The sequence below is a fragment of the Bradyrhizobium sp. MOS003 genome (assembly GCF_003020125.1).
In the GTDB taxonomy this organism is placed as follows: domain Bacteria; phylum Pseudomonadota; class Alphaproteobacteria; order Rhizobiales; family Xanthobacteraceae; genus Bradyrhizobium.
Genome location: NZ_PYFW01000001.1, coordinates 411,550 through 438,049, shown reverse-complemented (window position 1 = coordinate 438,049; position 26,500 = coordinate 411,550). Strand labels below are relative to the sequence as shown.

The following is a 26,500-nucleotide window of genomic DNA, read 5'->3' as shown; positions in this document are numbered from 1 at the left end:
CCCCGCCATGACCGATCTTGTGGACACCAAACAGCCGTACCGAGCGCGCTCGGATGCGCCGCAAAACCATCTCGCCGAAGAATTCGTCGAGACGCTGCGGCTGGCCGTGCCGATGATGCTGACCCAGCTCGGGCAGATCGCGATGATCACGACCGATCTCGCGCTGATCGGGCGGCTAGGCGAGGATGCGGTGGCCGCAGCGGCGCTGGCGCACACGGTCTATTTCGTCAGCTTCACCTTCGGGCTCGGGCTCGTGACCGCAGTATCGCCGCTGGCGGCACAGGCGTTTGGCGCGGGCGACATCAAAAGGCTTCGACATGTCTTGCGCGTCGGCCTCTGGATCTCGCTCCTGATCTCGCTGCCGATGATGGCATCGCCGCTCTACGGCGAAAGGATCCTGCTTGCGCTCGGCCAGGCGCCGCACTCGGCCGCGCTCGCCCAGCGCTATCTGAACGGGCTGGCCTGGGGCATCGCGCCGGCGCTCGGCTTCATCGCACTGCGCAGCATGATGAGCGCGGTGAACCGGCCGCAGCCACCGCTATGGATCACGCTGGCGGCGATCCCGGTTAACGCCGTGCTGGTCTATGTGCTGATCCACGGCCTGTTCGGCCTGCCGGAGTTCGGCCTGTTCGGCGCGGGGCTTGCGACCGCGATCGTCAATCTCGGCACCTTTCTCGCCGCGCTGGCCATCGCCGCATGGCGAAAGCCATTTGCCGATTACCAGCCGCTTGCGCGGCTGTGGCGGATCGACTGGTCTCTGATGCGGCAGCTCATCGCGATCGGAGCGCCGATCTCGTTCTCCCTTCTGCTGGAATACGGCTTGTTCTCATCGGCCGCACTGCTGATGGGATTGATCTCGACGACGGCGCTCGCCGCGCACCAGATCGCGCTCCAGGTCACGGCCGTACTTTTCATGGTCCCGCTTGGCATCGGCATGGCCGCCACGGTGCGGGTCGGCCACGCATTCGGCCGCGACGACCCGGCCGCGGTGCGGCGCGCAGGCCTCGTCGCAACCCTGCTCGGGATCACGTTCGTTTCCGCGCTGACCATCGCCATCATCTTCGGCCGCTACGAGCTCGGACGGCTGTTTTTTGGCCGCGGCGAGACCGGTGCGGCAACGGTCGAGCTGACCGCGACGCTGCTGCTGGTCGGCGCCACTTTCTTCATTGCCGATGCGCTCCAGACCATCATGGGCGGGGCCCTGCGCGGCATCAATGACACCAGGATGACGCTGGTGTTCGCCGCGATCGGCTATTGGTGCGTCGGCTTTCCGATCGCCTGGTGGCTCGCTTTCCACGCCGATCTCGGCGCGGTCGGCGTCTGGATCGGACTGTCGATCGGCTCGTTCGTCTATGCCGGCTTGTTGATCTTGCGCTTCCGGATACTGACGCGCAGAGTGGCGGCATGATCGGGACAGTCCACGAAGTCACGCCTGATGTCGATGCCGGCACGGTGCTGGCAGGTGCGCAGTTCATCGACGCGTTCCGTGTCGGGATTGGCGCAGCGGCCGTGAATGCGCGCGAAGCCTGCACGAGGATGGTGCTGCACGGGCCGCGCTGGATCGACGTGCTGATACGCCTGCGCAATGTCCTGGTGAGCCCGTTCGGGCTGAAGACATCGGGCGAAGGCGCGCCGGCCCCGGGCGGGCTGATCGGCCTGTTTCCGGTGTTGAGCGAGACGCCGGAGCAGCTGGTCGCCGGTTTTGACGATTCTCATCTCGATTTCCGCATCGTGGTCGATGTCGCGGGCACGGCGGCGGACCGCCAGGTGACCTCGACCACGCTGGTGCGGACGCATAATCTTCTGGGCCGTACCTACCTCGCCCTCATCATGCCCTTTCACAAGCTCGTGGTCCGCAGCATGATGCGGCGGATCGTGGAGCCGGCCGATGACCCTGTCAGTTGATCTTTTCTTCTCCTTCCGCAGCCCCTTCAGCTATCTGGCGCTGCCGAAGACGCTCAAGCTCGTCGAAGAGTATGATCTCGCCGTGAACCTGCGGCCGGTCTATCCGCTCGCGGTCCGCGTACCCGGCTTCTTCAAGAAGGCCAGTCCGAACTTCATTCGCTATGTCGTGCTCGACAGCACGCGCGTGGCGCAGCATGAGGGCATCCCGTTCCGCTTTCCCCGGCCCGATCCGATCGTGCAGGACAAGACGACATTCGATGTCGCGGCCGAGCAGCCCTACATCCACCGCCTCACCCGCCTCGGCGCCATGGCGCAGATCGAGGGCCGCTCGCTCGCATTTACCAACGCGATCGCGCGTGTGCTGTGGGACGGTTCGGTGGCCGGCTGGAACGAAGGCGGTCACCTCGCGCGCGCCGCCGAGAGCGCAGGCTTCGACCTGGCTGCTATGGATGCCGCGATCAGCACCGATCCGGATCGCTACGAGCAGGTCATCGCGGACAACGAAAGGGACCACGCCGACTCCGGCCATTGGGGCGTGCCGACCTTCGTGTTCGAGAACGAGCCGTTCTTCGGCCAGGACCGCATCGATCTGCTGGTGTGGCGCTTGCAAAGCAAGGGCCTGACGAAGCAATAACTTACTCCGCCACACGCACCGACTTGTGCGCCGCGGACTCCGACCATTCGCCGACGACGCGGTCGAGGTCGCAGAGATTCTGGTGCATCTGCTCCAGCGAGAAGCCGATGGCGAAGAAGCGCTCGGCGGTGTCGCCGGAATGGCCGCGGATCAGGCCGTCCTTGCGCACCGCGGCGACCGCCTCGGCGTAGTGCTCGAGTGCGACGTGGACGGGATGGATCGGCGGCGCGCCGGCGCCTTGCCGCATGGCCGCGGCAGCCGATCGCAGGAAATGCGCGATGACGGTCGAGACTTCCGTCAACGGCCCGGCGAGCCGCGTCTGCACCTCGATCGGCAAAGGCACCACGGTGGCGCGGCCGATCATCACGACATCGTGGCGCAACCGCAGGACCGTTCGCAGCAGCGGACCGGTGTCAGGCCCGCTCGACAGCCGCGCGGCGCGCTCGCGCTCGGCTTCCGCGCCGATCGCATTGAGACCAACCATCGCGCTGCCGATGCCGTCCTGGATCCGGTGCAGCGCGTCGTTGTCGCGGCCGCGGGTGAGGCCCGCGAGCAACTCGGTGAAGGCGTCCGCAATCAGCTCGAGCAGGATCGCCGCACTGGCACGGATCTGCCGTACCGCCCGTGAGGGCAGCACAAGGAACGAGACCAGTAATCCCGTGATGGCGCCGACCCCGACCTCGCTGACGCGGTCGATCGCCGAAGTCATGGGATCGGAATGATGCATGGTCGGAACCAGCAGCACGATCACCGCTGTCACCGTCGCCGCGCTGAGGCTCGGGTTGATCGCGGCGATGAAGGCGAGCGGGGCGACCGAGAGCACCAGCAGCCCCAACAGGCCGGCTTCGCTGGAATAGGGGATCAGGATCGCGATGGCGCCGCCATAGATGGCACCGCCGATGGTGCCAAGCAAATAGTCGCGCGTCGCCTTGAGCGAGCGGCCGACGCTCATCTGGGTCACGATCAGCGAGGTCAGGACCGCCCAGAGCGGCAACAGCAGATGCAGCGCGGTGGCCAGCGCATAGGCCGCGGTCGCGGCCACCGTGACCCGGATCGCCAATCCCAGTTGCGTCCGCCGCGACCTGATCCGCTCGAACAGCTGTTTTGCGAGTGCCATCGTCTGAGGTCTCGATTCTCTCAAATCCGAGCTTTTTGGAGCCGACAAAAGCATGGCTGATGCCCGCGGCCGCAAGGCCGCTTGAAAGGCCAAATCAGCCCGCCTAACTTGCGCGCCAAAACGAGGAAACACGATGGCCCACGAAACCGCAACGCTCGCCGCCTACGTCTTCAATCTGAAATACCAGGATATTCCGGCCGAAGTGCTGGATCGCGCCAAGGTGCTGACGCTGGATTTTCTCGGCAGCGCGATCCGGGCCCGCAGCGAGGCGGAATCGACCCCGGCGATCCTGAAGATGCTGGAGGCGCTCGCACTCGACACCAAGGGCGATTCCACCGTGTTCGGCGACACCAAGACCTGGACCCCGGCGGTCGCGGCACTGCTTAACGGCGCGCTAGGCCATTCCCTCGATTTCGACGACACCCATGCCGATTCCTCGCTGCATCCGAGTGCGCCGGTGGTTCCGGCCGCCTTCGCCGTCGGCGAGATGGTCGGCGCGTCTGGCCGCGACGTGCTGACCGCTATCGTCGCAGGCTATGAAGTCTGCTGCCGGCTCGGCAATGCGCTCGATCCGACCTCGCATTATGCACGCGGCTTCCATCCGACCGCGACGGCCGGCACCTATGGCGCGGCCGCGGCGGCCGGAAAATTGTTCGGCCTGTCCGAGCAGCAGATCATCGCGGCCTTCGGCGTCTCCGGCAGCCAGGCCGCGGGCTCGCTGCAATTCCTGGTCAACGGCGCCTGGAACAAGCGCTACCAGGTCGGCGCGGCCGCGATGAACGGCGTGATCGCCGCAACGCTGGCGCGCAATGATTTCGTCGGCTCGGCCGAATCGGTCGAAGGCAAGCACGGCCTGCTCGCCGGCTATACCGACGATCCGCATCCCGACAAGGCGGTCGCCGGGCTCGGCAACACCTATGAGACGATGAAGATCGGCGTGAAGCCGTATCCGAGCTGCCGCTACACCCACGCCGCGATCGACGCGCTGATCGCGATGCGGCGCGAGCACAATCTGACGCCCGACCAGGTCAAGCGCGTCGAGATCGGCCTGCACCGAAACGGCATCACGCTGACCGGCGATGCCGCGACCAAGCGGCACCCGACCTCGATCGTCGGTGGCCAGTTCTCGATGTTCTTCACCGGCGCGCTCGCGCTCGACCAGGGTTCGTTCGGCTGGGACGATTACAACCGGCTCGGCGACGCCGCGATCGACGCGCTCGCCGACAAGTTCGACGTGGTGCAGGACGATCGGCTCGAGATCGGCCGCACGCATCCCTTTGGCGCGCGGGTCAGCATCACGACTGAGGATGGCGTGCATGAGCGGCTCTATGCCGATCCCTCCGGCGAGCCGAATTCGTTCCCGGACGCCCAGGCGATGCAGCAGAAATTCCTGACGCTGGCGCGCCCGGTGCTGAATGCACGGGCGGAGAAATTTGCGGACGCGATCATGACGCTGGAGCGGTTCGATCGCGTCGCGAAGGCGACGGAATTGGGGAGGTAATTGGATTCTAGCCGCGCAGACGGTGCACCCTCGCCCCTCGTGGGAGAGGGTGGATGCGCGAAGCGCAGCCGGGTGAGAGGTTCTCTCCACGAATCCGACTCTCATCTGGACGCGTGGAGAGACACCCCTCATCCGGCGCTTCGCGCCACCTTCTCCCGCAAGGGGAGAAGGAAGAAATCCGCTCCTCTCAATTCGCTCCCGCCACCTTCCCCTTCTCGCGTGTCACGGCCACCACGTCGCGGACGAGTTCGAACACACCGTCAGCTTGCGGCGGCCAGTTCGGCGAGCGTCCCATCCGCACGATCACCAGTTTCTCCGAGGGGATGACGATGGTGTATTGCCCAATCGTGCCCTTGGCGAAGAAGGCATCGCGCGGCCAGCCGTGCGCGACGCGAAAGTTTGCGCCAAAGCTGTCGCCCTGATTGGTCCAGAAGCCGGCACCGATGCCGACCCACGCATTCGGCGTGGCCGTCACCGAATAATTCACCCAGCCCTCCGGCAGGATGCGCTTGCCGCCGGCGATGCCATCGTTGAGATAGAGCTGGCCGAAGCGCGCCCAGTCGCGCGCGGACGCCAGCATTTCGCTGGAGCCTTCGATCGTGCCGGCCCCGTCGAGCTGAAGCGTGACATGGTTCATGCCGAGCGGCGCGAACAATTCGTGGCGCGCGAAGCGCAGCGCGTCTGCGGGACTGCCGCCGACAGCGTTGCGGATCAGATGCGAAAGGATGAGGGTGTTGCCGTCGTGATAGTTCCACGCCGTGCCGGGCGCGGTCTTGAGCGGGATGCTCGCAGCATAGGCGGCCATATCAGCCTCCACGAACTTCATCCGGTTGACCGGCTCGAAGGCCGAGCCAAGCGAGGCCTCCAATGAGCTGCCAAGCGCAAGGCCCGCAGTGTGCCGCAACAACTGATCGACGGTGATGGCGTGACGTGGATCGTCAGGATGTCTCCACGCGGCGACTGGCGCGGGCCCGTCGAGCTTCAATTTGCCCTGGCGCACCAGCACGCCTGTCAGCGCCGAAATCACCGACTTCGTCATGGAGAAGCCGAGCAGCTGTGTCTCTGGTCCGATGCCGTCGGCGTAACGCTCGGCGATGACGCGGCCGGCCTTCATCACGACGATGGCGCGGGTGCGGCGGTGAGGCGGCTGTGCGGGTTCGGTGAAGGCGCGGTCGAGCGCCGCTGACAGCTCCTCGCTTTGCGGCCGCACGATCGATGGGCCAGCGATCTCGGGCAGCAATGCGGGCTGCTTCTCATCAGGCGGCAACGCGACCTCGGTGATCCCCTCGCCGTGCTCCAGCGTGCAGCCCAGTCCTTCGCGATAGACGGCACGGCTGCGGCCGATCCCTAACAGGGTCACCGTGACGGCCTTGCGCGCGCGGTCGATCTGCAAATTCATCGCCCAGGTCAGGAGGCCGGTGCCCGGCATCGCGTCCGTGGTTTCGGCGAGGTCGCGCATGGGATCGAGGTCGGAGACGAAGGTCTCGGAGCAGAGCGTATCGGCGATGAAGCCGGTCGCAACCTTCGGCACGTCGCGGGCGCGCGCCGCGCCGAGCGCGAGGCCGGCACAGGCGATTGCGGTGGTGGCGAGGATGATCTTGCGGCGACGGGTCATAGGCTTTCTCCGGCTTCGGGGCGCGTGCGGGAGAGCAGGCCGGAGGTGGGCGAAACGCGCTCGCCGGATTTGAAAAATGACATCGTCGAAACCGGCGGAGACTAGCCGATTTCGAAATTCCTGCGTGATTCCAATGGCCTGAAAATCTAGACCGCGTTCACCTTGAGGCGCCGGTATTCGGTCGGCGTCACACCCGTCACCGCCTTGAACGCGCGGTTGAAGGGGCCGAGCGACTGGAAGCCCGCATCCATCGCGATGGTGATGACGGGGACCTCGGCCTGGGCGGGATCGGCCAGCGCGGCCTTGGCCTCCTCGATGCGGTGGTTGTTCAGGAACACATTGAAGTTGCGGTAGCCGAGCCGCTGGTTGATCAGCCGGCGCAGCCGATATTCCGGGATTTTCAGCCGGCCAGCGAGCACACCGATGGTGATGTTCTCGTGGCGATAGATCCGCTCGTCCGCCATCAGGCGCATCAGGGCGTCGATAAGCGTTTGGTCGGCGGCATCCTCGGTCGCAGGCTGGCTGACAACAATCGGTGCTTCGGGCTCCGCTGTGGCCGGAAACAGGTCCGCTCCGTCCACGCGCATCATGGCATAGACGATCGCCGCGACAGTACAGGTGAGCGCGCCGGCATTGACGGTTTCGGCGGCATCGCCGACATGGTAGCCGGCGGCGGCGATCTGGAGCACAGCGTTTAGCCCGCCGTAGAGCGCGATGGCGCAGACGACGAAGACCCGAGCGCTGCGGCGGCGCTCGACGAGGTCGGCCGGCCAGGAGGCGATCATCTGCCCGACCGCAAGCGCGATGAAACCGAGCACGATCAGATTGACCACCGTCACCGAGAACCGGACATGGCCGCTGGGCGCAATCCAGACGCAGCCTGCGAAGCTGAAGGCCGTCACCAGCGCCCAGATGCATCCGTGCCACCAGCGGAGGCGAAACTCGTCGTCGAACAGGGAGCGTGTGAACAGCCAGAACACCACGATGGTGCCGGTCGACAACGCGATCAACGGTGCATGCCAGAGCGGGACCCGCGAGGTGACGTCCATCGAATAGCTCGCCGCATGCGCGGCCGAGCCGAGCGCGAAGGCCGCGCCGAGGCGGGCTGCGAGCACGTTGCGGAAACCTTGCAAAAGCGACGCCGCCAGCACCAGCAGCAAAGCCACGGAGGCGGCGCGGAAGGCGAGCTCGGTCGCGGCAAGGGTCATCGGGTGATGCGATCGGTCGCGGTTGACATCGCCGAACATCCTTCGTCAGGCGGCGCTTTTCAAGATGGATGATACCAGAGAAACCATGGCCCGCCCCTGTTTCCGGATTTGGTCTCGCCGATATCGCGCGATGGCGCCAAATAGACCGTCGCGGCGTTGCGGCGGCGGCGCGACGAGGCCGTCAAATCCTGTTAAGATCGCCGTAGTAGAGAAGGAATTCACCATGAGCTGGCAGCCCTCGAACGATCCCGTGCTCGGCGATCCCATGTCCTGCGATGCGCTCGATCTCGTCATCGTGCCGCGCACGCGCGATCTCGGCGACGGGTTCGCGGTGCGGCGCGCGCTGCCGCACGGCAAGCGGCAGATGGTCGGGCCCTTCATCTTCTTCGATCATTTCGGCCCGGTGCAGTTCGTCTCCGGCAAGGGGATGGACGTGCGGCCGCATCCGCATATCGGGCTCGCCACCGTCACCTATCTGTTCGACGGCGCGATCATGCACCGTGACAGCGAGGGCAACGTGCAGGAGATCCAGCCCGGCGCGATGAACCTGATGACGGCCGGGCGCGGCATCGCGCATTCCGAGCGTACGCCGGAGGTGCAGCGCGCCTCGGGCCAGAAGATGCTCGGCCTGCAAAGCTGGATCGCGCTGCCGGCAGGCTCCGAAGAGATCGCGCCGTCGTTCCAGCACTACGGCTCGGGCGACCTGCCTGTTGTCTCCGAGCGCGACTTCACCGCGAAGGTGATCGCGGGCTCATCGTTCGGCATCACGTCGCCTGTCACGATGGTCTCGCCCTGGTTCTACACCGAGGTCACGGCCGTGGAAGGTGCGAGCGTGCCGTTCGACCCCGATCATGAGGAGCGCGCGATCTATATCGTCGATGGCGAGGTCGAGATCGCGAACGAGCGTTACGAGGCGCCGCGGCTGCTGATCTTCCGTCCGGGCGACCGCATCACCGTGAAGGCCGTGAGGCCTACCCGAATGATGTTTCTCGGTGGCGATGCGCTGGAAGGGCCGCGCCACGTCTGGTGGAATTTCGTCTCCTCCAGCAAGGAGCGGATCGAGCAGGCCAAGCAGGACTGGAAAACCGGCCGTTTCGCTGCAGTTCCGCAGGAACATGAGTTCATTCCGCTGCCGGAATAGGCTAATCCGGTTGCCGGCCGTGTCGTCAGTCGCGGCCGGAAGTTCTGCCTGAAAGCCAAGTTCTGCCTGAAAGCCAAGTCTGCGAAAGCTTTGCGATGACCACCATGCTCTCCAGCGACCTGCCTCTGCCCAAGATCGGACGCGGCAAGGTGCGCGATATCTACGCCGTCGACGACGACCGCCTGCTGCTCGTCACCACCGATCGCATCAGCGCCTTCGACGTCGTGATGGGTGAGACTATCCCGATGAAGGGCGCGGTGCTGACGCAGATCAGCGCGTTCTGGTTCAACGAGCTCGAGGGTGTGGTGCCGCACCACATGATCAGCGCCGACACCGACGAGATCATCGCGGCCGTGCCGGCGTTGAAGCCGCACCGTGCCGAGCTTCTCGGCCGCGCCATGCTCTGCAAGCGCACCACCGTATTCCCGATCGAATGCGTGATCCGCGGCTATCTCTCCGGTTCGGCCTGGAAGGAATACGCCGCCAGCGGCACGCTGGCGGGCGAGAAGCTGGAGGCGGGCCTCGTCGAGAGCGAAAAGCTCGAGCCCTCGATCTTCAGCCCGGCGACCAAGGCCGAGACCGGCCATGACGAGAACATTACCATTGCGAAGATGCGCGAAGCGGTCGGCGACGAGGTCGCATACACGCTCGAGAGCATGACGCGCGCGATCTACACGCTCGGCGAGGAGCTGGCGCGCGAGCAGGGCATCATCATCGCCGACACCAAGTTCGAGTTCGGCCGCGACAAGGACGGCCGCATCATCCTGATCGACGAGGTGATGACGCCGGATTCCTCGCGCTTCTGGGCGGTCGATGCCTACAAGCCCGGCCAGCCGCAGGCGAGTTTCGACAAGCAGCCTTTGCGCGACTATCTCGACGTCGAGCGCCGCGCCGGCCGTTGGAACGGCGACGCCCCGCCGCCCCCGTTGCCGGCAAGCGTGGTGGAAGCCACGAGCAAGCGATATCTCGAAGCGTATCGGCGGGTGACGGGGAAAGAGCTGAAGATCTAGCTCCAGCCACCATCGCCCCGCACCGCGACGACAGGACGTCTTCTATCTCTCGGACGACCACGGAAAGCTGACATACTGGTCGCGGGTGTCATAACAGATATTCCCGTACATCCTCAGGTAGGCATCTCGCCGCGCGTGATCGTTGAACACGGCCGCGGGATTTGCCAGATCGGCTTCGTATTGACCGATATTGCCTGCCGTCAGTGCGCTTGGAAGAATGTCCATGGCCTGCGGAATGCTCTTGCCTTCCAGCCAGTCGGCCGCATGCTGCCCCATGGCGTAGCCGAACACCGAGGATGCGAGGCTGATGCTGATCTTGTAGGGACCGCCCTTCTTGATTTCAGTGACGGCTTCGACCTCGCCATCAATGCCGCCGAAGAACTGATCCGGCCTATCCTTACCGGCCTCCCTCACGGCTTGCAGAGCACCAAGGACGACCGTGTCGGCGCCCAGTACGACATCCACGTCTGGATGTGCCAGCAAAATCGTTTGCATCATCCTGTACCCCCCTTCCTTGTTCACGGTCGGAGGGGAAATGTCTGCAACGATATCGGCGCCGGGAATGTCCTTCAACACGTCGCGCATCGCCGCGAAACGCGGGGCGAGAAACTGCAGGCTGTCGTGAGTCAGGATCACGACGTTGGCCTTGCCGGCAAGCTTGCCCCGAATGTAGCTCGCTGCCGCATCGCCGAGCGTCTTGCCCGTGAGATATTGGGGTGCATTCAACAGCGACGTGGCCGGCGGCGGCACGACGGCGCCGACATAGGCGCCTTGCCAGATCGTCTTCCGCAACGCCGGCGCCAGCGCGGCGGGATCGACCGGCGCAATAACAAGTCCGCCGGTTCGCGCGTTGCGGAAGCCTTCGACCTGACCGATCATCTTCTCCGCGCTGTTCTCTGCAACCGACGCGGAAAAACTCAGGCCTCGGTCCCGTGCAGCCATCGCAAGGCCTCTCGAAATGCCTTTGATGAATTCGCGGTCGTTGTCCTGCGCGAACGCGAGAGACTTGTTCAGCGGAGGACGACTGCAAGCCGCGGCATTGCGATCGAACGGGCCAAACACGCGCGGCAACGTGATCCCCGCTGGTCCGTCCTCGGCCCATGCGCCGGTGCAACAGGCAACAAACGCGCAAGCCAAAACGGTCGAGAGCCAATTCCGTCTGTCAGATTTCATGCGGACACACTGTCGGCCACGGATGGAAGAACCAGCTTGCGCGGCAAGACTATCCGGAAAGTCGTGCCCTGATCCAGCTCCGAGGTCGCGGTAATATCGCCCCCCAGGTTTCTCAAGACAGTTCTCGCATAGGCGAGCCCGACCCCCTCGCCGGTCTGGTCCAACTTGCCGACCCTGCGGAACAGTTCAAAAATCCGGCCCACATCCTGCGGAGCTATGCCGCGGCCGTTGTCGGCAACCTCGATCGCGACCCGATCGCCGGGCAGCGTCGTGCTGCTGACCTTGAGCTGGAGCGGTCGTCCCGTCGCGCGGTACTTGACGGCGTTGTCGAGCAGGTTGCCGATCACCTGCTCCAGCGAAAGCCGATCGGTCACGATCGACCTGACCTGAAATTGCGTGTCAACCTTTCCCCCCGCTGCCGAAATCTGATGCTGGATCGCAGCCGCGCTCGACACAATGGTCCGCTCGAGGTCCACGTCTTCCGGCCTTGGATCGCGGCGCCCGTCCCGCGACAGCAGGAGCACGGCGTTCAGAAGCGCCTCCATCTTTGACGCCGACTTGCGAATAAAGCCGATGGCCTCAGGCATGTCTTCGGAGGTGATCTTCCTGGCATGCTGCAATTCCGGATCGTTCGCCCCAATGCCCGGCCGCTCGAGGTATTGCGCAAGATCCCTCGCTCCCTCTGCGAGCTCCGAGGAAAACCCGACAATGCTGACCAGCGGAGCGCGAATGTCGTGCGACACGAGATGCGTGAAACGCTGCATCTCTTCATTGGCCCTCGCAAGCGCTTCAGTTCGGTGCCTGACCCGGTCCTCCAGTGACACATTGAGCGCCGCGACCTCGTCGCGCGCTTGCGTCAACTCCCTGGTATAACGCAGCAGCGTCACGGTCACGGCGCCGACGACCAGCACAATCAGGATCGACGCCGCGATCGACGCGAACCTCAAATTCGTCGCGTTCGCCCTTTGCTGCACCACGCCGGACGTCAGACGATTGTCCATGGTCCGGACAACGCCCGAGACGAACAGGTTCAACTCATCCATCAGCGCCTTGCCGCGATTGGTATTGGTGATGGCGAGAGCCTCGTCGTCCTGCCGGTCGTTCTTTAGCGCGATGGTCCGGTCCATTTCTGCGAACTTGTCGGCTGTGAGCAAATCAAGCCGTTTCAACACCGCGGCGAATTGCGAGTCGTCCCCGAGATTTCGTTTCAGACTATCGAGCTGCCGGTATGCCGATGTCTTTGCGGCGCCGTAGGGTGAGAGATAGATCTGGTTGCCGGTCAGCAGCAAACCGCGTTGACTCGATTCCGCCGATTGAACCGCGCTGCGAAGCTCCACTGCGGCGACACGCACATCACGCAATCTGACGACATCATCGAAATGCTCGTTCGCGCGATCGCCGAGCCACACGGTCATGCCGACAACGGCGAGCAGCGCGGCGAGGCCGACCACAAGCAGAACCAGCGACAGCGGCACGATGAGTCTTTTCGCAATATACATAGGGTGCGCCAATCCAGCCGGCACGCCGGCAAATCCAATTGGAACACAAGACCTTAAGGAGGAAGCAACATCAAGGCCCACCCCCGGGCCCCGCCCCAATCCAGTAGTCTGCACCTCGAGGATGCAGACATGCTCGCGCCCCTGCCGGGTGAGGGCAGGGCGCGCACCCATCGGATGTACTCAGTTGGCGGACGAACGTCAGAGATGTCTTCGGCAAGCACCACGGCTACGGCAGCCTGGGAAAAAGTGGAATTATCTCTCAATCTCAGCGGCTTAGCTCAAAATGCCTCATAGGAACTCTTTCAGTCCCAGGGTCGAGCGACCACAGTGGTCGCTTGAGCACCTGCATGTCCCTTTCATTTGATTCCGCTTCCGACTTGCAGAGAAGCTGCTGAAAGTAAATTTCGTCGTATTTAGACAGGACCATCACGTCTTCGGACGACAGAACCGCTCTCGCGGTATCTCAAATTCTTGGACGCCTAAGGCGAGCGAAACATACGCTGGCCATTTGCTACTGGTCGCTCGATAGCTGGGGTGTATGCGGCTGTCGCTTCAGCGCCAGGCGTGCGATCCACATCTAACGCAAGCAAGAGTTCGGCAACCCTGTTGGCGGACGCCGTCCATTCCGCGAGCTTGGTGTAATTGTCCGTGAACCAGTTGAACGCGGTCTGGACGACGACGAACGCCGCCGACGCCTGTACCACTTCGCCGAGGGTCATGGTCTCGTCGAGGTATTTGGGCAGGCAAAGCAGCAGGCCGACCACCGGCGTCACCAGAAGACCCGTATAGGTGACCAGGGTCATTCGCATCAATTGCCAGCAGTAGATTCGCCAGATGGCAATCACCGCTTTCAGGGCGGCGCCGACGGCATGGCGATCGTTGATGCCGGCCTCCTGCACCACTTTGCCCTCGCGGGTCTCGCGCACATGCGTGCCGATCGCCCGCAATTCGGCTTCCATGCGCTTGTTTTCCTCGATGACCCGGGTCAGACGGCCGGCGGTCAGCCAGATGCCGATCACCAGCAGCGCGGAATACGCGACCACGGCGACGACGAGGTAACCGGGAATTGCCAAGGTGATGCCGTCGAAATGCACCGTGAGGCTGCCTCCGACCGACCATAGCACTCCGACGAAGGTTGCAATCGTGAGCACGGATTGCAGCAGGCCGTTGACCAAATCGACCGGGAGATCCGTCGCGACCTTGGCATCCTCGGCGATGCGATACTCGGGCGCCTCGTGATGTCCCTCGATGGCACTACGCTCCGGACCACGATCATCCACCAGCCAGTCGCTATAGAGGCGATTGCTCAACCACTCGCGCCAGGAACGCTGCAGGGTCATCCGCGCCCACACCGAAAACACGACCAGGGCGATGCTCGCCGCGGCCAGCGGAAGAAACCGGAGTGCCAGTGACAGCAACTCCGCTCGATCCTTCCGGCCGATGGCGTTGAAGAAGTCGCGATTCCAGAAGTTCAGGCCATATTGCGTCAGGAGCTGCAGCACGACGTCGATGATCAAGGCGATCACCAGCAGCCAGGCCGTCCACGCCGTCGGTCCGCGCCAGTATCCCGAGGCACTTTGCCAGAAACGGCCGAGAAGCCGCATCTCACCCGGGATGAAAGAGGTCCTCGTCAGCATGGGGGAGCCGCAACCCTGCGCGCGCGCCATCCCTATGATGCCGCGCGCGTCAGGTTAGGCGGTCTTGCCCGCGGCCTTTTGACCTGCGTCAAGCGACGCCGGGGGCTAAACCCCCGCCATCATCACGTATTTGATCTCGACATATTCTTCCATGCCGTGATGCGAGCCTTCACGGCCGAGACCGCTTTCCTTGACGCCGCCGAAGGGCGCGACTTCGGTGGTGATCAGGCCCGTGTTGACGCCGACCATGCCGGACTCCAACGCCTCGGCGACGCGCCAGACGCGGCCGAGATCGCGGGAGTAGAAGTAGGACGCCAGGCCAAACGGCGAGGCGTTGCACATCGCGATCACATCGGCCTCGTCCTTGAAGCGGATCACCGGCGCCAGCGGACCGAAGGTTTCCTCCTGCGCCACCAGCGAGTCCGACTTGACGTCGGCCAGCACGGTCGGCTCAAAGAACGAGCGCCCGAGCTCACTGCGCTTGCCGCCAGTGACGACCTTGGCGCCGCGCTTGACGGCATCGGCGATGTGGCGCTCGACCTTGTCGACCGCCTTCATGTTGATCAGCGGGCCTTGGGTGACGCCGCTCTCGGTGCCGTCGCCGATCTTCATCGCGGCGACCTTCTTCGACAGTTTCTGCACGAACTCGTCGTAGATCTTGTCCTGGGCGTAGAGGCGGTTGGCGCAGACACAGGTCTGGCCCATGTTGCGGTATTTCGAGACGATGGCGCCTTCGACCGCCGCGTCGATATCCGCATCGTCGAACACCACGAAGGGCGCGTTGCCGCCGAGTTCGAGGCCAAGCCGCTTCACGCCGACGGAGGCCTGCTGGTAGAGGATCTTGCCGACCGCGGTCGAGCCGGTGAAGCCGACGAAGCGCACCGCCGGATGCTCGCACAGCACCTTGCCGATCGGCGGCGCGTCACCGGTGATGATGTTGAGCACGCCCTTGGGAATGCCGGCCTTCTCGGCGAGCACGGCCAGCGCCAGCGCGGAGAGCGGCGTCTCGTTGGCGGGCTTGAGCACCACGGTGCAGCCGGCGGCGAGCGCCGGCGAGACCTTGCGCGTGATCATCGAGTTGGGGAAATTCCACGGCGTGATCGCGCCGCAGACGCCGATCGGCTGCTTGATCGCGAGCAGCCGCGCGTCGGGCCGCTGCGTCGGAATGGTCTCGCCATAGACGCGGCGGGCTTCCTCGGCGAAGAACTCGATATAGGCGGCGCCGATGTCAACCTCGCCCAGCGCCTCGGAGAGCGGCTTGCCCTGCTCGGAGGTGAGGATCAGCGCGAGATCCTCGCGGTTGGCGGTGATCAGCTCGAACCATTTGCGCAGGATGTTGGAACGCTGCTTGGCGGTGTGCTTGGCCCAGCCCGGAAAGGCGCGCTGCGCGGCCTCGACCGCCTTGGTCGTCTCGTCTGCACCAAGCTGCGGGACTTTTGCAAGCTCGACGCCGGTCGCGGGATTGTTCACTGCGAAAACCGGCGAGCCGACCCAGGCGCCGTCGATGTAGCAGGCCTCCTTCAGAAGCAAGGGGTCTTTCAACCGGTCGCGCAGGGTGGCGGTGGCTTGCGGGGCGCGTGCGGCAGCGGGCGGGGTCATGGCGTTACTCCTCGAACGATCATTTTGGGGCGATCGGATCGGCCGGAATATAGGGACAAGCGGCGCGCAATGCACCGTCCCACAACGCACATCTGATGGGAGCCAAAGCGACAGCGGCCTTAGGCCGCGCCACTCATATAGGTCTCGCGGCGGCCGATCATGCGCTCTGCCGCAGCCTTGGCGTCGGCCTTCGACGAGGTTGCGCAGGTCCGGTATTCGAGATCGGGAACGTCGGACGGGTTGCGGCGGCCGAACCAGTTTTTCGAGCCGACCGGCAGCAGCGCCAGGGATTGCGCCAGATTGTCGACCGCACCGAACGAATAGAGCGCGCCGGTGCCAGCGATGCGCACCTCGTAGATCCCGGGCGAAATCGGTGCCTCCAGGTTCTCGCCCCGTCCGGGACGGGGATAGCGCTTCCATTCGCTCCAGGTTGAAATCATCTGAGGTCCCCTCACGGCCCCCTAGGACCGCCAAATTTGCATCAAGTCTTAACGTCGGCCGCCGATTGGGCCGAATGCTGAACGCCGCAACGCACAAAATGTTTCAAGTGCTTCAAAGCATATCGCCAGCGCCCATCCACGGTCACGGCGAGATGCGGCCATCCACCGCAGATTGTGATGGCGTGGCGCCGTTCAGCTGCCTGTCGTCCTGCGCGAGGGGCCGGACCGTCAAGTCACGACATCGCGACCGAAGCGGGCATCTGGACGCGCTTGCCCCACGGATCGGGCCGGAGGACAATCGATCACTGCCAACAATAATCAAACCTGAGGAAACGCCATGCAAAGCAAAGCTCAGATCGACGAGATTCTGCGCCAGAAAAGCGACGCCAAGGAGATTCCCGGCGTCGTCGCGATCGCCGCCAGCGGCAACGACGTGCTGTATCAGGGCGCGTTCGGCAAGCGCGACCTGTCCAAGCCCGACGCGATGACGGCCGACAGCGTATTCTGGATCGCCTCGATGACGAAGGCGGTGACATCGGCGGGCGCGATGCAACTGGTCGAGCAGGGCAAGCTGTCGCTGGATGCGCCGATCGGCGAGGTGCTGCCCGATCTCGCCAATCCGCAGGTGCTCGAAGGCTTCGACGCCAAGGGCGAGGCCAAGCTGCGCCCGGCCAAGCGGCCGATCACGCTGCGTCAGCTCATGACCCACACCGCCGGCTTCTGCTACAATATGTGGAACGGCGATCTCGCGGTCTATCTCGACAAGAACGGCATTCCCGCGATCACCACCTGCCAGAACGCGGCGCTGAAGACGCCAGTGATGACCGACCCCGGCACGCGCTGGGAATACGGCACCAATATCGATTTCGTCGGCAAGGCCGTGGAAGCCGTCAGCGGCAAGCGACTGGATGCCTACTTGCGCGACAATCTGTTCAACCCGCTCGGCATGAGCGACACGGCGTTCAAGATCACCGAGAGCATGCGCAACCGCCTGGTCGGCATGCACGCGCGCGGCGAGGACGGCCAGCTCGCGTCGATCCCGTTCGAGCTTGAGCAGGAGCCGGAATTCCACATGGGTGGCGGCGGCCTTTATTCGACCGCGGCCGACTACATCAAGTTCACCCAGATGATCTTGAACAAGGGTCGCGGCAACGGCAACCAGGCGCTGAAGGCCGAGACGATCGCCATGATGGGGCAGAACCACATCGGCGATCTCGCCATGACCAAGATGACGACGGCGGCGCCGATGTACACCAACGACGTCGACCTCTATCCGGAGCAGGTCAAGAAATGGGGCCTCAGCTTCATGATCAACACGGCGAAGACGGCCGAAGGCCGAAGCGCCGGCAGCCTCGCCTGGGCGGGCCTTGCGAACACCTATTACTGGATCGACCCGGCCCGCGACGTCACCGGCGTGATCCTGATGCAGCTGTTGCCGTTCGCGGACACGAAATGCCTGGAAGCCTTCGCGGGATTCGAGCGCGGGGTTTATGCCGGGCTTGATGCGGGGAGCGGCCAGAAGGCGGCGTGAGAAAGCCAATCTCTCTCCACACGTCATGGCCGGGCTTGTCCCGGCCATCCACGTGCGGCCGCGCATGCGGAAGTCGTGGATGCCCGGGTCGAGCCCGGGCATGACGGCGGAGAGACTGCGTAGAACATTTTTGAAAGGATCTCGATTTGTCGAATAAGGCGGACAGCTACGTTTGCGGCATCTCGGACACGCCGCTGCTCGGCGACACCATCGGTCGCAGCCTCGACCACGCGGTGCGGCGCTGGGGCGATCGCGAGGCGCTGGTCTCGCCCAGCCACGGCGTCAGATGGACCTGGAAAGAATTCGCAGATCAGGTGGACGCGCTCGCCGCGGGCTTTCTCGCACTCGGACTCGAACGCGGGGAGCGGATCGGCATCTGGTCACTGAACCGGCCCGAATGGACGCTGACCCAGTTCGCCGCCGCCAAGGCCGGCCTGATCCTGGTGACGATCAATCCGGCCTACCGGCTCAGCGAGCTCGAATTCGCGCTGAAAAAGGTCGGCTGCGCGGCGATCGTCACCGCCACCGCCTTCAAGACCAGCAATTACATGGAGATGCTCAACACGCTGCTGCCGGAGCTGGCGGACGCCACGCCCGGACAGCTGCAGGCGGCGCGATTGCCGGCCTTGCGCATGGTGATCCAGATCGGCGGCCCGGCGGCTTCAGGCACGATCCCTTTCGAGGAGGTCGCGCGCATGGGCAGAGCGGGGCATCGCGAGCAACTTGCCGCGCTCGGTGCTGCGCTTCAGTTCGACGACCCCGTCAACATCCAGTTCACCAGCGGCACCACGGGATCGCCCAAGGGCGTCACGCTGACCCATCACAATATCCTCAACAACGGCTATTTCACGGGACGCGCGATGCGGCTGACCGAGCAGGATCGCATCTGCATTCCAGTGCCGCTCTATCATTGCTTCGGCATGGTGATGGGCAACCTTGCCTCGGTCACGCTCGGCACCACCATGGTCTACCCGGGCGAAGGTTTCGATCCGCTCGCGACGCTGCGCGCGGTCGAGCAGGAGAAATGCACCGCGCTGTATGGCGTGCCGACCATGTTCATCGCGGAGCTCGATCACCCTGAGTTCAAGAACTTCAATTTGAAATCACTCCGCACCGGCATCATGGCGGGCGCGCCCTGCCCGATCGAGGTGATGAAGCGCGTCAACACCGAGATGAACATGCGCGAGGTCACGATCGCCTATGGCATGACCGAGACCAGCCCGGTGAGCTTCCAGAGCGCGACCGACGATCCGCTCGAGCGGCGCGTCTCCACGGTCGGTCGCATTCACCCGCATGTCGAGGTCAAGGTGATCGACCTCGAAGGCAAAATCGTGAAGCGGGGCGAGCGCGGGGAGCTCTGCACCCGCGGCTACAGCGTGATGCTGGGATATTGGGAGGAGAAGGAAAAGACCGCCGACGTGCTCGACGCCAATGGCTGGATGCATACCGGCGACCTCGCCACCATCGATGTATCAGGCTATTGCAACATCGTCGGCCGCATCAAGGACCTGGTGATCCGCGGCGGCGAGAACCTCTATCCGCGCGAGATCGAGGAATTCCTGTACCGTCACCCCAGGATTCAGGACGTGCAGATTTTTGGCGTCGCCGACAGCCGCTACGGCGAGGAGCTCTGTGCCTGGATCCGCGTCAGGCCGGGCGAGACGCTGACGGCCGAGGAGGTCCGCGCCTTCTGCGACGGCCAGATCGCGCACAACAAGATTCCGCGCTACGTCGAGTTCGTCGACGAGTTTCCGATGACGGTGACGGGCAAGATCCAGAAATTCGTGATGCGCGATGCCGTGGAGCAGCGGCTGGGATTGAAGGCTGCGAAGACGGCGTGAGACCCACCGTCATTGCGAGGAGCTCTTGCGACGAAGCAATCCAGAATCTTTTCGGAGAGGCAGGCTGGATTGCTTCGCTACGCTCGCAATGACGGGGGAGAGCGAGGGCCTAAGCCGTCAGCCCGCGCTGGCCAGCCAGCTCCTTCAGCGACACCAGCGGCCTCGCGCCGATGTGCTGGATGACTTCGGCAGCCGCGAGCGCCCCGAGCTCACCGCATTGCTTGTAGGCTAGATTGCGCGACAGGCCGTACAGAAAGCCTGCGGCGAACAGATCGCCGGCGCCGGTGGTGTCGACCACCTTGTCGACCGGGAACGCGGGCGCTGCGACGGCGTCTTCAGACGAGACCACCATGCAGCCCTTCTCGCTGCGGGTGACCACGCCGAGATTGACGTCGTTGCGCAACTGCTTGAGCGCGGTGTCGAAGTCGGAGGTCATGTAGAGCGAGTGCAGCTCGGACTCGTTGGCGAAGACGATGTCGACGGTGCCGTTGCGCATCAACGAGAGAAACTCGTCGCGATAGCGGTCGACGCAGAAGGAATCCGACAGCGTCAGCGCCACCTTGCGCCTGGCGTCATGGGCGATCTTGGCCGCCTTGACGAAGGCGTCCTTGGCGTTCTTGGGGTCCCAGAGATAGCCTTCGAGATAGACGATGCCGGCGCCGGCGATCTCGGCCGGATCGATATCGGCGGGCGAAAGGTCCTGCGCTGCGCCGAGATAGGTGTTCATGGTGCGCTCGCCGTCATCCGTGACCAGGATGTAGGAGCAGCCGGTGGCGGGGCCGTCCGTCGCGGCGGGCGTGTTGAAGGCGACGCCGGCCGAGCGGATGTCGTGGACGTAGAGCTTGCCGATCTGGTCGTCCTTGACCTTGCCGACATAGGCGGCCCGTGCGCCCAGGCTGCCGATGCCGACGATGGTGTTGGCGGCAGATCCCCCCGAGACTTCAGTGGCCGGCCCCATGTCCTTGTAGATGGCCGCGGCCCGCGCCTCGTCGATCAGGGACATGCTGCCCTTGGCCATGCCGTGCTTGGCCAAAAAGGCCTCGTCGGTCCTGACCAGCACGTCGAACAGCGCGTTGCCGATGCCGAGAACGTCATATTTCACGTCAGCCATTCACCTTGATCCTGTTTGGCGGATTGCGAACCCTGCGAAAATCCGCTTCCTGTCGGCCTGAAATCTGGCTCGCGGCCTATCACGACCGGGCCGGCGCGGGCAAGCAACGGTATGATAAAGAGCCGATGATCCGCTCCTTCCTGACCGTCTCGACGGGAACGCTGGCCTCGCGGCTGCTGGGCTTTGCCCGCGATTCCCTGATCGCGGCGCTGCTCGGCACCGGCGCGGTGGCGGATGCGTTCCTGGCCGCCTTCCAGCTGGTCAACGTGGTGCGGCGGCTGCTCAGCGAAGGCGCGCTGAACGCAGCGCTGGTCCCGGCATGGCTGCGCGTCAGGGACCGCGATGGCGCGGTGGCTGCGGCGGCGTTCGCGGGGCGCGTGCTCGGCACCGTCAGCGCGGCCCTGATCGCGATCTCGCTCGGCATAGCCCTGCTGATGCCGCTGATCATGACGGTCATCGCGCCTGGCTTTCTCGGTACCGGCACGCTCGATCTCGCCGTCCAGAACGCGAGGCTGATGCTGCCATACCTCGCCTTCGCCGGTCCCGTCACGGTGCTGATGGGCCTGCTGAATGCGCAGGGACGCTTTGCGCTCACGGTATTCTCGCCGCTGCTGTTCAACATCGCGCTGATCGCCGCGATCGCTTTGCTCCTGGTCTGGCACGCTGACGCCGGCTTCGCCGCCCGGCCGCTGGCCGCCACGGTCGGTGTCGCCGGCCTGCTGCAGCTCCTGATGCTGCTGTCGCAGCAAAGCGCGCGCCTTGCGACGCCTCTGCGCATCAGTTTCGACAAGGAGATGCGCGGCTTCTTCGCCAAGGCGATCCCCGGCATGATCGCAAGCTCGGGCCCGCAATGGCTGATGGTGGCCGGCGCGATCATCGCATCGGCGACGCCGTCAGCGGTGTCCTGGCTCTATTTCGCCAACCGCCTGATCGAGCTGCCGCTCGGCATCGTCGGCGTCGCCATGGGCACCGTGCTGGTGCCGGAGCTGACGCGCGCGGTGAGTGGCGGGGACCGTGATGCGGTGGCGCATGCGCAATCGCGCGCGCTTGAGCTTGCGACCGGGCTGGCGTTCCCTGCCACGCTCGGCCTGATCGTGCTGGCCGAACCGATCGTGCGGCTGTTGTTCGAGCATGGCGCGTTTGGTGCCGGGGACAGCGCGGCGACCGCGCACGCGCTGATGTGGCTAGCGCTGGGCCTGCCCGCGCACGTGCTGATCAAGGCGCTGTCGCCGGCCTTCTATGCCCGCGGTGACACGATGACGCCGCTGCTCGCGACGGCCAAAGGGTTCGTGGTCGCAGTCGTGCTCGCGGTTCTGCTCGGCCATTTCTTCGGCGCGAGCGGGATCGCCGCAAGCATCGCGGCCGGCGCCTGGAGCAGCGCGCTCTCGCTGTTCCGCAAAGGCACGGCCGAGTTCGGTTTCTCGGTCGATGCCGCCGCCCGCAAGCGGCTGCCGCGGATCGCGCTCGCCGCAACCGCCATGGGCGCCCTGCTCTGGCTGAGCGCGGGCCTCGTGCCTTCTGAGGCCCACGGGCTGATCCGTTTCATTGCGCTGGGCTTGCAGATCGCCGCCGGAATCGCCGTCTATGGCTTGCTCCTGCAGATCCTCGGCGTCGCGTCCTGGCGCGAGGCGGCCGGTGCCCTGAAGCGTCCCGGCCGGCCCGATCCGGGCGCCTGAGCTCACAGAAATACCCTTGACGGGGCAGCGCCGCTGTTGGAAACGACGCCCCGTATCTTGCAGGAAAGCTGCCATGCCATTCGTTGAACGGGTCTTTTCGGGCGTCCAGCCGACGGGGAATCTGCACCTCGGCAATTACCTCGGCGCCATCCTCAACTTCGTGAAGATGCAGGAAACCCACAACTGCATCTATTGCGTCGTCGACATGCACGCGATCACGCAGGGCGTGGACGTCTGGGGCGGACCGGCCGAGCTCGCGCGCAATACCCGCGAGGTGACCGCAGCGTTCATCGCAAGCGGCATCGACCCCAAGAAGCACATCGTGTTCAACCAGAGCCAGGTCTCCGGCCATGCCGAGCTCGCCTGGATCTTCAACTGCGTCGCGCGCATGGGCTGGCTCGGCCGCATGACCCAGTTCAAGGAGAAGGCCGGCAAGGACCGCGAGAATGCCTCGGTCGGCCTGTTCGACTATCCCGTGCTGATGGCCGCCGACATCCTGCTGTACCGCGCCACCCATGTGCCGGTCGGCGAGGACCAGAAGCAGCATCTCGAGCTCTCGCGCGACATCGCCCAGAAGTTCAACAACGACTTTGGCGATTCGATCCGCAACCTCGGCGCCAATGACGGGCTGTTCTTCCCGCTGCCGGAGCCCCTGATCACGGGCCCGGCGACGCGCGTGATGAGCCTGCGCGACGGCACCAAGAAGATGTCGAAGTCGGATGCGTCAGACAATTCGCGCATCAATCTGACCGACGACGCCGACACCATCGCGCAGAAGATCCGCAAGGCGAAGACCGATCCGGAGCCGTTGCCGTCGGAGGAGAAGGGCCTGGAAGCCCGTCCCGAGGCCGACAACCTCGTCGGCATCTTCGCCGCCCTCTCCGGCCGCCCCAAGGCGGACGTGCTGCGCGATTTCGGCGGCGGCCAGTTCTCCAGCTTCAAGAACGCGCTGGCGGAGCTGTGCGTCACCAAGCTGGCGCCGATCGCCGGCGAGATGAAGCGCCTCGTCGCCGACCCCGGCCATATCGATGCGATCCTGAACGAAGGTTCCGATCGGGCCCGCGCCATCGCCGACGAGACGATGAAGCTCTCCAAGGATATCGTCGGCTTCATTCGCCGGCGCTGAAGACGGTCGGCGCCAGAGCGCCGACCGCATCTCCTCTCCCCAACGCTGCGGGAGTGTGGCAGCATGCCGGTCGTGCAAATTCCGGGACATGCATGACCAGCAAGCGACTTTGCTTCGAGCCGGGTCACAAGCCCAAATGCCTCGTCATCGTCGACGACACCGCCGAATGGGATCGCGCGGTTTACTACGCCAGTCGCTGGGCGATCCGCGCCGGCGGCGGCGTGGTGATGCTGCGCATCATCGAGCCGGAACAGCAGAGTCAGGAATGGCTTGGTGTGGCCGACATCATGCGCGCCGAGGCGCAGGAAGCGGCGGAGGCCGCGCTCGACCGTGCCGCCGGCCGCGCCAACGGCATCGCCGCGATCACGCCGGAGCGGGTTATCCGCGAGGGTGTGCCGATGGAACAGCTGCGCGCGGTGATCGACGAGGACCCCGACATCGCCATGCTGGTGCTCGCCGCCAATCCGGGCGCGGAGGGGCCGGGACCGCTGGTTAACCTGCTGGCGCATGAATTGGGGACGTTTCCTGTGCCGGTCACGATCATCTCCGGTGCGCTGAGCGACGCGAGCGTGGATTCGCTGTCGTAGCTCGGTTTCGTCTTACCCTCCCCTGAAGGGCTGCTGGGAGCCCTAACCTGCTGATACAACAACAGAACGGCCATCTCGCCCCTTGATCGTGCGTTCCCCGTCGCCATCTGCTAGGGAATAGGCTACGCGCCGGCCTTGAACCGGCGACGTCTGGAGAAAACCATGTTCATTCAAACCGAAGCCACCCCCAATCCCGCCACGCTGAAGTTCATTCCCGGCCGCGCCGTGGTCGACGGCAGCCCGATGGAGTTTGCGAGCCGCGAATCGGCTGCGCAGTCGCCGCTCGCCGAAAAGCTGTTCGAGGTGCCGGGCGTCACCGGCGTGTTCTACGGATCGGACTTCATCACCGTGACCAAGGCGAACGGTGAATGGCAGCAGCTCAAGCCCGCGATTCTCGGCGCCATCATGGAGCACTATATGTCCGGCGCGCCGCTGCTCGCCGATGGCGCGGCCCAGAGCGCTGCCGATCTCGACGACGAGGACGAGTTCTTCGACGAGGCCGATGCGGAAACGGTCGACATGATCAAGGACCTGATCGAGACCCGCGTGCGGCCGGCGGTCGCCAATGACGGCGGCGACATCACCTTCCGCGGCTTCAAGGACGGCATCGTCTATCTCAACATGAAGGGCTCGTGCGCCGGTTGCCCGTCGTCGACAGCGACCCTCCAGCACGGCATCCAGAATTTGCTGAAGCATTTCGTGCCGGACGTGGTCGAAGTCCGGCCGATGTGAGCTGCCAGCGAATGGCGAGTGCCGTAGGGTGGGCAAAGCGAAGCGTGCCCACCTGCTCTGCCATAAGCTGAAAGTGGTGGGCACGGCGCAACTGCGCCTTTGCCCATCCTACGAAGTGCGGCGATATTAGGGGGCTACGAACAGTGCTTGATGAATGGCGGATAGGCGCTCGGTTCGCTAGACTGCTCTCCATTCACCACGCGCCATTCGCTCTTCCATGTTGATCCTCGCCATCGATACCGCGCTCGACGCCTGCTCCGTCGCCGTGCTCGACACCGAAGCGGCCGAGCTCCTCGCGCAGGAGCAGCTTCTAATGAAGCGCGGCCACGCCGAGGCGCTGATGCCGATGATCGCGCGCGTGATGCAATCGGCCAATCTCGCCTTCACCACGCTCGACCGCATCGCGGTCACCGTCGGCCCCGGAAGCTTCACCGGCCTGCGCGTCGGCATTTCGGCGGCGCGCGGCCTTGCGCTCGCGGCCGCGCGGCCGGCGATCGGCCTGACCACCTTGTCGGCCTATGCCGCCTCCATCGTTGGTCAGAGCAAATCGGCACCCGTGATCTCCGCAATCGACGCGCGCCACGACCATGTCTATTTCCAGATCGTCGCCGGCGACGGCAGCCAGTTGGTGCGGCCGAGCGTCGCGTCCGTCGACGCGGCGATCGCAGCCTCGCAGTTCGGCACGCCCCATCTGGTCGGCAATGCCGCAAATATCCTCGCCGAGCGCTGGCCGAACGACGTCCCGCAGCCGGTCGCAGTCGACGCCCAGCCCGCGCCCGATATCGGCTGGGTCGCATGGCTCGGCGCTGCCGCCGATCCCGCGACGAATCCGGCGCGGCCGTTCTATCTGAAAGCGCCCGACGCCAAGCCGGCGGCACAGCCGCCGTTTGCAGCGCAAGCCGCGACCCCATGATGAGATGGCTGTCGGAATGGTGGCGCGGCGGCACTGCCGCCGTCGAGCCCGCATCCGTGCGTGACGCCGCGCGGCTGGCGCAGCTTCACGGCGCTTCGTTCGCGCGCGGCTGGGGCGAGGGCGAATTCGAGAGCATGGTCAGCGAGCGCAACACACTCGTGCATCGGTTGCGCCTCGGCCGCAGGACCGTCGGATTTGCGGTGTCGCGGATCGGGGCGGATGAAGCGGAAATCCTCTCGATCGCGGTGGACGAGGCCTATCGCGGCCGCGGCCTCTCCCGCACGCTGCTGATGACCCATCTCGGCCACCTCGCGGGGCGCGGCGTGCGCACAATATTTCTCGAGGTCGAGGAAAACAACCAGCCGGCGCGGCGGCTCTACGATGGGGCCGGATTCGTGGTGGTCGGACGCCGCGAACGCTACTATAAGCAGCCGAACGGGGAACAATTGAACGCACTTCTGATGCGACGTGACTTGTCGTAATATTGGTGGCAGAAAGCGCCCC

23 protein-coding genes are annotated in these 26,500 nt (G+C 64.8%); 14 read left to right on the top strand and 9 right to left on the bottom strand.

Going from position 1 to position 26,500, the window contains the following annotated elements:
* Positions 1–7: 7 nt before the first annotated feature.
* The 3 genes from C7G42_RS02135 to C7G42_RS02125 are packed head-to-tail and all read left to right on the top strand — an operon-like array spanning position 8 to position 2,539.
* A complete protein-coding gene (locus tag C7G42_RS02135) occupies positions 8–1,408 on the top strand; it encodes an MATE family efflux transporter (RefSeq protein WP_106947442.1) in 1,401 nt (466 codons plus the stop codon).
* Entirely contained in the window at positions 1,405–1,905 is a 501-nt protein-coding gene (locus C7G42_RS02130; RefSeq protein ID WP_106947441.1) for a DUF2867 domain-containing protein, read from the top strand. The genes C7G42_RS02135 and C7G42_RS02130 overlap by 4 nt, the downstream gene beginning before the upstream one ends.
* A complete protein-coding gene (locus C7G42_RS02125; RefSeq protein WP_106947440.1) occupies positions 1,889–2,539 on the top strand; it encodes a 2-hydroxychromene-2-carboxylate isomerase in 651 nt (216 codons plus the stop codon). The genes C7G42_RS02130 and C7G42_RS02125 overlap by 17 nt, the downstream gene beginning before the upstream one ends.
* A 1-nt stretch (position 2,540) precedes the next feature.
* On the opposite strand, the gene C7G42_RS02120 is transcribed toward C7G42_RS02125, so the two are convergent.
* Positions 2,541–3,656 carry an FUSC family protein gene (locus C7G42_RS02120; protein WP_106947439.1) on the bottom strand — a complete coding sequence of 372 codons (1,116 nt, stop codon included), beginning with the start codon at positions 3,654–3,656 and terminating at the stop codon, positions 2,541–2,543.
* Positions 3,657–3,789: 133 nt separating this feature from the next.
* Here C7G42_RS02120 and C7G42_RS02115 point away from each other — a divergent pair, with 133 nt between their 5' ends.
* A complete protein-coding gene (locus C7G42_RS02115; protein WP_106947438.1) occupies positions 3,790–5,157 on the top strand; it encodes an MmgE/PrpD family protein in 1,368 nt (455 codons plus the stop codon).
* Positions 5,158–5,344: 187 nt separating this feature from the next.
* On the opposite strand, the gene C7G42_RS02110 is transcribed toward C7G42_RS02115, so the two are convergent.
* On the bottom strand, positions 5,345–6,772 hold the full coding sequence (locus C7G42_RS02110; protein WP_106947437.1) for a serine hydrolase domain-containing protein: 1,428 nt from the start codon (positions 6,770–6,772) through the stop codon (positions 5,345–5,347).
* A 146-nt stretch (positions 6,773–6,918) separates the two neighbouring features.
* Complete coding sequence (locus C7G42_RS02105) at positions 6,919–7,980, bottom strand: helix-turn-helix domain-containing protein (RefSeq protein ID WP_106948811.1); 1,062 nt, start codon at positions 7,978–7,980, stop codon at positions 6,919–6,921.
* 223 nt (positions 7,981–8,203) lie between these two features.
* Between C7G42_RS02105 and C7G42_RS02100 the strand changes: the two genes are divergently transcribed.
* On the top strand, positions 8,204–9,121 hold the full coding sequence (locus tag C7G42_RS02100) for a pirin family protein (protein ID WP_106947436.1): 918 nt from the start codon (positions 8,204–8,206) through the stop codon (positions 9,119–9,121).
* A 95-nt stretch (positions 9,122–9,216) separates the two neighbouring features.
* Complete coding sequence (locus tag C7G42_RS02095) at positions 9,217–10,131, top strand: phosphoribosylaminoimidazolesuccinocarboxamide synthase (protein WP_106947435.1); 915 nt, start codon at positions 9,217–9,219, stop codon at positions 10,129–10,131.
* Positions 10,132–10,173: 42 nt separating this feature from the next.
* Here the strand turns inward: C7G42_RS02095 and C7G42_RS02090 are convergent, their stop codons facing one another.
* The 5 genes from C7G42_RS02090 to C7G42_RS02070 form a co-directional block, all read right to left on the bottom strand.
* A complete protein-coding gene (locus tag C7G42_RS02090) occupies positions 10,174–11,193 on the bottom strand; it encodes a sugar ABC transporter substrate-binding protein (protein ID WP_245427597.1) in 1,020 nt (339 codons plus the stop codon).
* Between the two features lie 107 nt (positions 11,194–11,300).
* Positions 11,301–12,803 carry a sensor histidine kinase gene (locus tag C7G42_RS02085; protein WP_106947433.1) on the bottom strand — a complete coding sequence of 501 codons (1,503 nt, stop codon included), beginning with the start codon at positions 12,801–12,803 and terminating at the stop codon, positions 11,301–11,303.
* A 479-nt stretch (positions 12,804–13,282) separates the two neighbouring features.
* Positions 13,283–14,440 (bottom strand): SbmA/BacA-like family transporter, encoded by a 1,158-nt coding sequence (locus C7G42_RS02080; RefSeq protein WP_106947432.1) that lies wholly within the window; start codon positions 14,438–14,440, stop codon positions 13,283–13,285.
* A 105-nt stretch (positions 14,441–14,545) separates the two neighbouring features.
* Positions 14,546–16,039 carry an NAD-dependent succinate-semialdehyde dehydrogenase gene (locus tag C7G42_RS02075; RefSeq protein WP_106947431.1) on the bottom strand — a complete coding sequence of 498 codons (1,494 nt, stop codon included), beginning with the start codon at positions 16,037–16,039 and terminating at the stop codon, positions 14,546–14,548.
* A gap of 119 nt (positions 16,040–16,158) precedes the next feature.
* Positions 16,159–16,479, bottom strand: a complete 321-nt coding sequence (locus C7G42_RS02070; protein ID WP_094894365.1) for a hypothetical protein — start codon at positions 16,477–16,479, stop codon at positions 16,159–16,161.
* A 337-nt stretch (positions 16,480–16,816) separates the two neighbouring features.
* Between C7G42_RS02070 and C7G42_RS02065 the strand changes: the two genes are divergently transcribed.
* Positions 16,817–18,010, top strand: coding sequence for a serine hydrolase domain-containing protein (locus C7G42_RS02065; RefSeq protein ID WP_106947430.1), 1,194 nt, complete (start codon positions 16,817–16,819; stop codon positions 18,008–18,010).
* A 146-nt stretch (positions 18,011–18,156) separates the two neighbouring features.
* Positions 18,157–19,851: an AMP-binding protein gene (locus tag C7G42_RS02060; protein WP_106947429.1), complete on the top strand. Its 1,695-nt coding sequence runs from the start codon at positions 18,157–18,159 to the stop codon at positions 19,849–19,851.
* A 109-nt stretch (positions 19,852–19,960) separates the two neighbouring features.
* On the opposite strand, the gene C7G42_RS02055 is transcribed toward C7G42_RS02060, so the two are convergent.
* Entirely contained in the window at positions 19,961–20,962 is a 1,002-nt protein-coding gene (locus C7G42_RS02055; protein WP_106947428.1) for an adenosine kinase, read from the bottom strand.
* A gap of 125 nt (positions 20,963–21,087) precedes the next feature.
* On the opposite strand from C7G42_RS02055, the gene murJ reads away from it, so the two are divergent.
* The 6 genes from murJ (at position 21,088) to rimI (ending at position 26,478) form a co-directional block, all read left to right on the top strand.
* Entirely contained in the window at positions 21,088–22,638 is a 1,551-nt protein-coding gene (gene murJ / locus C7G42_RS02050; protein ID WP_106947427.1) for a murein biosynthesis integral membrane protein MurJ, read from the top strand.
* 73 nt (positions 22,639–22,711) lie between these two features.
* Complete coding sequence (gene trpS, locus C7G42_RS02045; protein ID WP_106947426.1) at positions 22,712–23,764, top strand: tryptophan--tRNA ligase; 1,053 nt, start codon at positions 22,712–22,714, stop codon at positions 23,762–23,764.
* Between the two features lie 92 nt (positions 23,765–23,856).
* Entirely contained in the window at positions 23,857–24,351 is a 495-nt protein-coding gene (locus tag C7G42_RS02040; protein ID WP_199580600.1) for a universal stress protein, read from the top strand.
* Positions 24,352–24,513: 162 nt separating this feature from the next.
* Complete coding sequence (locus tag C7G42_RS02035; protein ID WP_106947424.1) at positions 24,514–25,083, top strand: NifU family protein; 570 nt, start codon at positions 24,514–24,516, stop codon at positions 25,081–25,083.
* Positions 25,084–25,300: 217 nt separating this feature from the next.
* A complete protein-coding gene (tsaB, locus tag C7G42_RS02030; protein ID WP_106947423.1) occupies positions 25,301–25,996 on the top strand; it encodes a tRNA (adenosine(37)-N6)-threonylcarbamoyltransferase complex dimerization subunit type 1 TsaB in 696 nt (231 codons plus the stop codon).
* Complete coding sequence (gene rimI / locus C7G42_RS02025; protein WP_106947422.1) at positions 25,993–26,478, top strand: ribosomal protein S18-alanine N-acetyltransferase; 486 nt, start codon at positions 25,993–25,995, stop codon at positions 26,476–26,478. Before tsaB ends, rimI begins: the two co-directional genes overlap by 4 nt.
* Positions 26,479–26,500 lie beyond the last annotated feature (22 nt).

What these genes read in the sequence shown, in the direction of transcription:
- C7G42_RS02135 (WP_106947442.1), top strand. Translation starts at nt 8, where the DNA reads ATGACCGATCTTGTGGACACCAAACAGCCGTACCGAGCGCGCTCGGAT.
- C7G42_RS02130 (WP_106947441.1), top strand. Translation starts at nt 1,405, where the DNA reads ATGATCGGGACAGTCCACGAAGTCACGCCTGATGTCGATGCCGGCACG.
- C7G42_RS02125 (WP_106947440.1), top strand. Translation starts at nt 1,889, where the DNA reads ATGACCCTGTCAGTTGATCTTTTCTTCTCCTTCCGCAGCCCCTTCAGC.
- C7G42_RS02120 (WP_106947439.1), bottom strand. Translation starts at nt 3,656, where the DNA reads ATGGCACTCGCAAAACAGCTGTTCGAGCGGATCAGGTCGCGGCGGACG.
- C7G42_RS02115 (WP_106947438.1), top strand. Translation starts at nt 3,790, where the DNA reads ATGGCCCACGAAACCGCAACGCTCGCCGCCTACGTCTTCAATCTGAAA.
- C7G42_RS02110 (WP_106947437.1), bottom strand. Translation starts at nt 6,772, where the DNA reads ATGACCCGTCGCCGCAAGATCATCCTCGCCACCACCGCAATCGCCTGT.
- C7G42_RS02105 (WP_106948811.1), bottom strand. Translation starts at nt 7,980, where the DNA reads ATGACCCTTGCCGCGACCGAGCTCGCCTTCCGCGCCGCCTCCGTGGCT.
- C7G42_RS02100 (WP_106947436.1), top strand. Translation starts at nt 8,204, where the DNA reads ATGAGCTGGCAGCCCTCGAACGATCCCGTGCTCGGCGATCCCATGTCC.
- C7G42_RS02095 (WP_106947435.1), top strand. Translation starts at nt 9,217, where the DNA reads ATGACCACCATGCTCTCCAGCGACCTGCCTCTGCCCAAGATCGGACGC.
- C7G42_RS02085 (WP_106947433.1), bottom strand. Translation starts at nt 12,803, where the DNA reads ATGTATATTGCGAAAAGACTCATCGTGCCGCTGTCGCTGGTTCTGCTT.
- C7G42_RS02080 (WP_106947432.1), bottom strand. Translation starts at nt 14,440, where the DNA reads ATGCTGACGAGGACCTCTTTCATCCCGGGTGAGATGCGGCTTCTCGGC.
- C7G42_RS02075 (WP_106947431.1), bottom strand. Translation starts at nt 16,039, where the DNA reads ATGACCCCGCCCGCTGCCGCACGCGCCCCGCAAGCCACCGCCACCCTG.
- C7G42_RS02070 (WP_094894365.1), bottom strand. Translation starts at nt 16,479, where the DNA reads ATGATTTCAACCTGGAGCGAATGGAAGCGCTATCCCCGTCCCGGACGG.
- C7G42_RS02065 (WP_106947430.1), top strand. Translation starts at nt 16,817, where the DNA reads ATGCAAAGCAAAGCTCAGATCGACGAGATTCTGCGCCAGAAAAGCGAC.
- C7G42_RS02055 (WP_106947428.1), bottom strand. Translation starts at nt 20,962, where the DNA reads ATGGCTGACGTGAAATATGACGTTCTCGGCATCGGCAACGCGCTGTTC.
- murJ (WP_106947427.1), top strand. Translation starts at nt 21,088, where the DNA reads ATGATCCGCTCCTTCCTGACCGTCTCGACGGGAACGCTGGCCTCGCGG.
- trpS (WP_106947426.1), top strand. Translation starts at nt 22,712, where the DNA reads ATGCCATTCGTTGAACGGGTCTTTTCGGGCGTCCAGCCGACGGGGAAT.
- C7G42_RS02040 (WP_199580600.1), top strand. Translation starts at nt 23,857, where the DNA reads ATGACCAGCAAGCGACTTTGCTTCGAGCCGGGTCACAAGCCCAAATGC.
- C7G42_RS02035 (WP_106947424.1), top strand. Translation starts at nt 24,514, where the DNA reads ATGTTCATTCAAACCGAAGCCACCCCCAATCCCGCCACGCTGAAGTTC.
- tsaB (WP_106947423.1), top strand. Translation starts at nt 25,301, where the DNA reads ATGTTGATCCTCGCCATCGATACCGCGCTCGACGCCTGCTCCGTCGCC.
- rimI (WP_106947422.1), top strand. Translation starts at nt 25,993, where the DNA reads ATGATGAGATGGCTGTCGGAATGGTGGCGCGGCGGCACTGCCGCCGTC.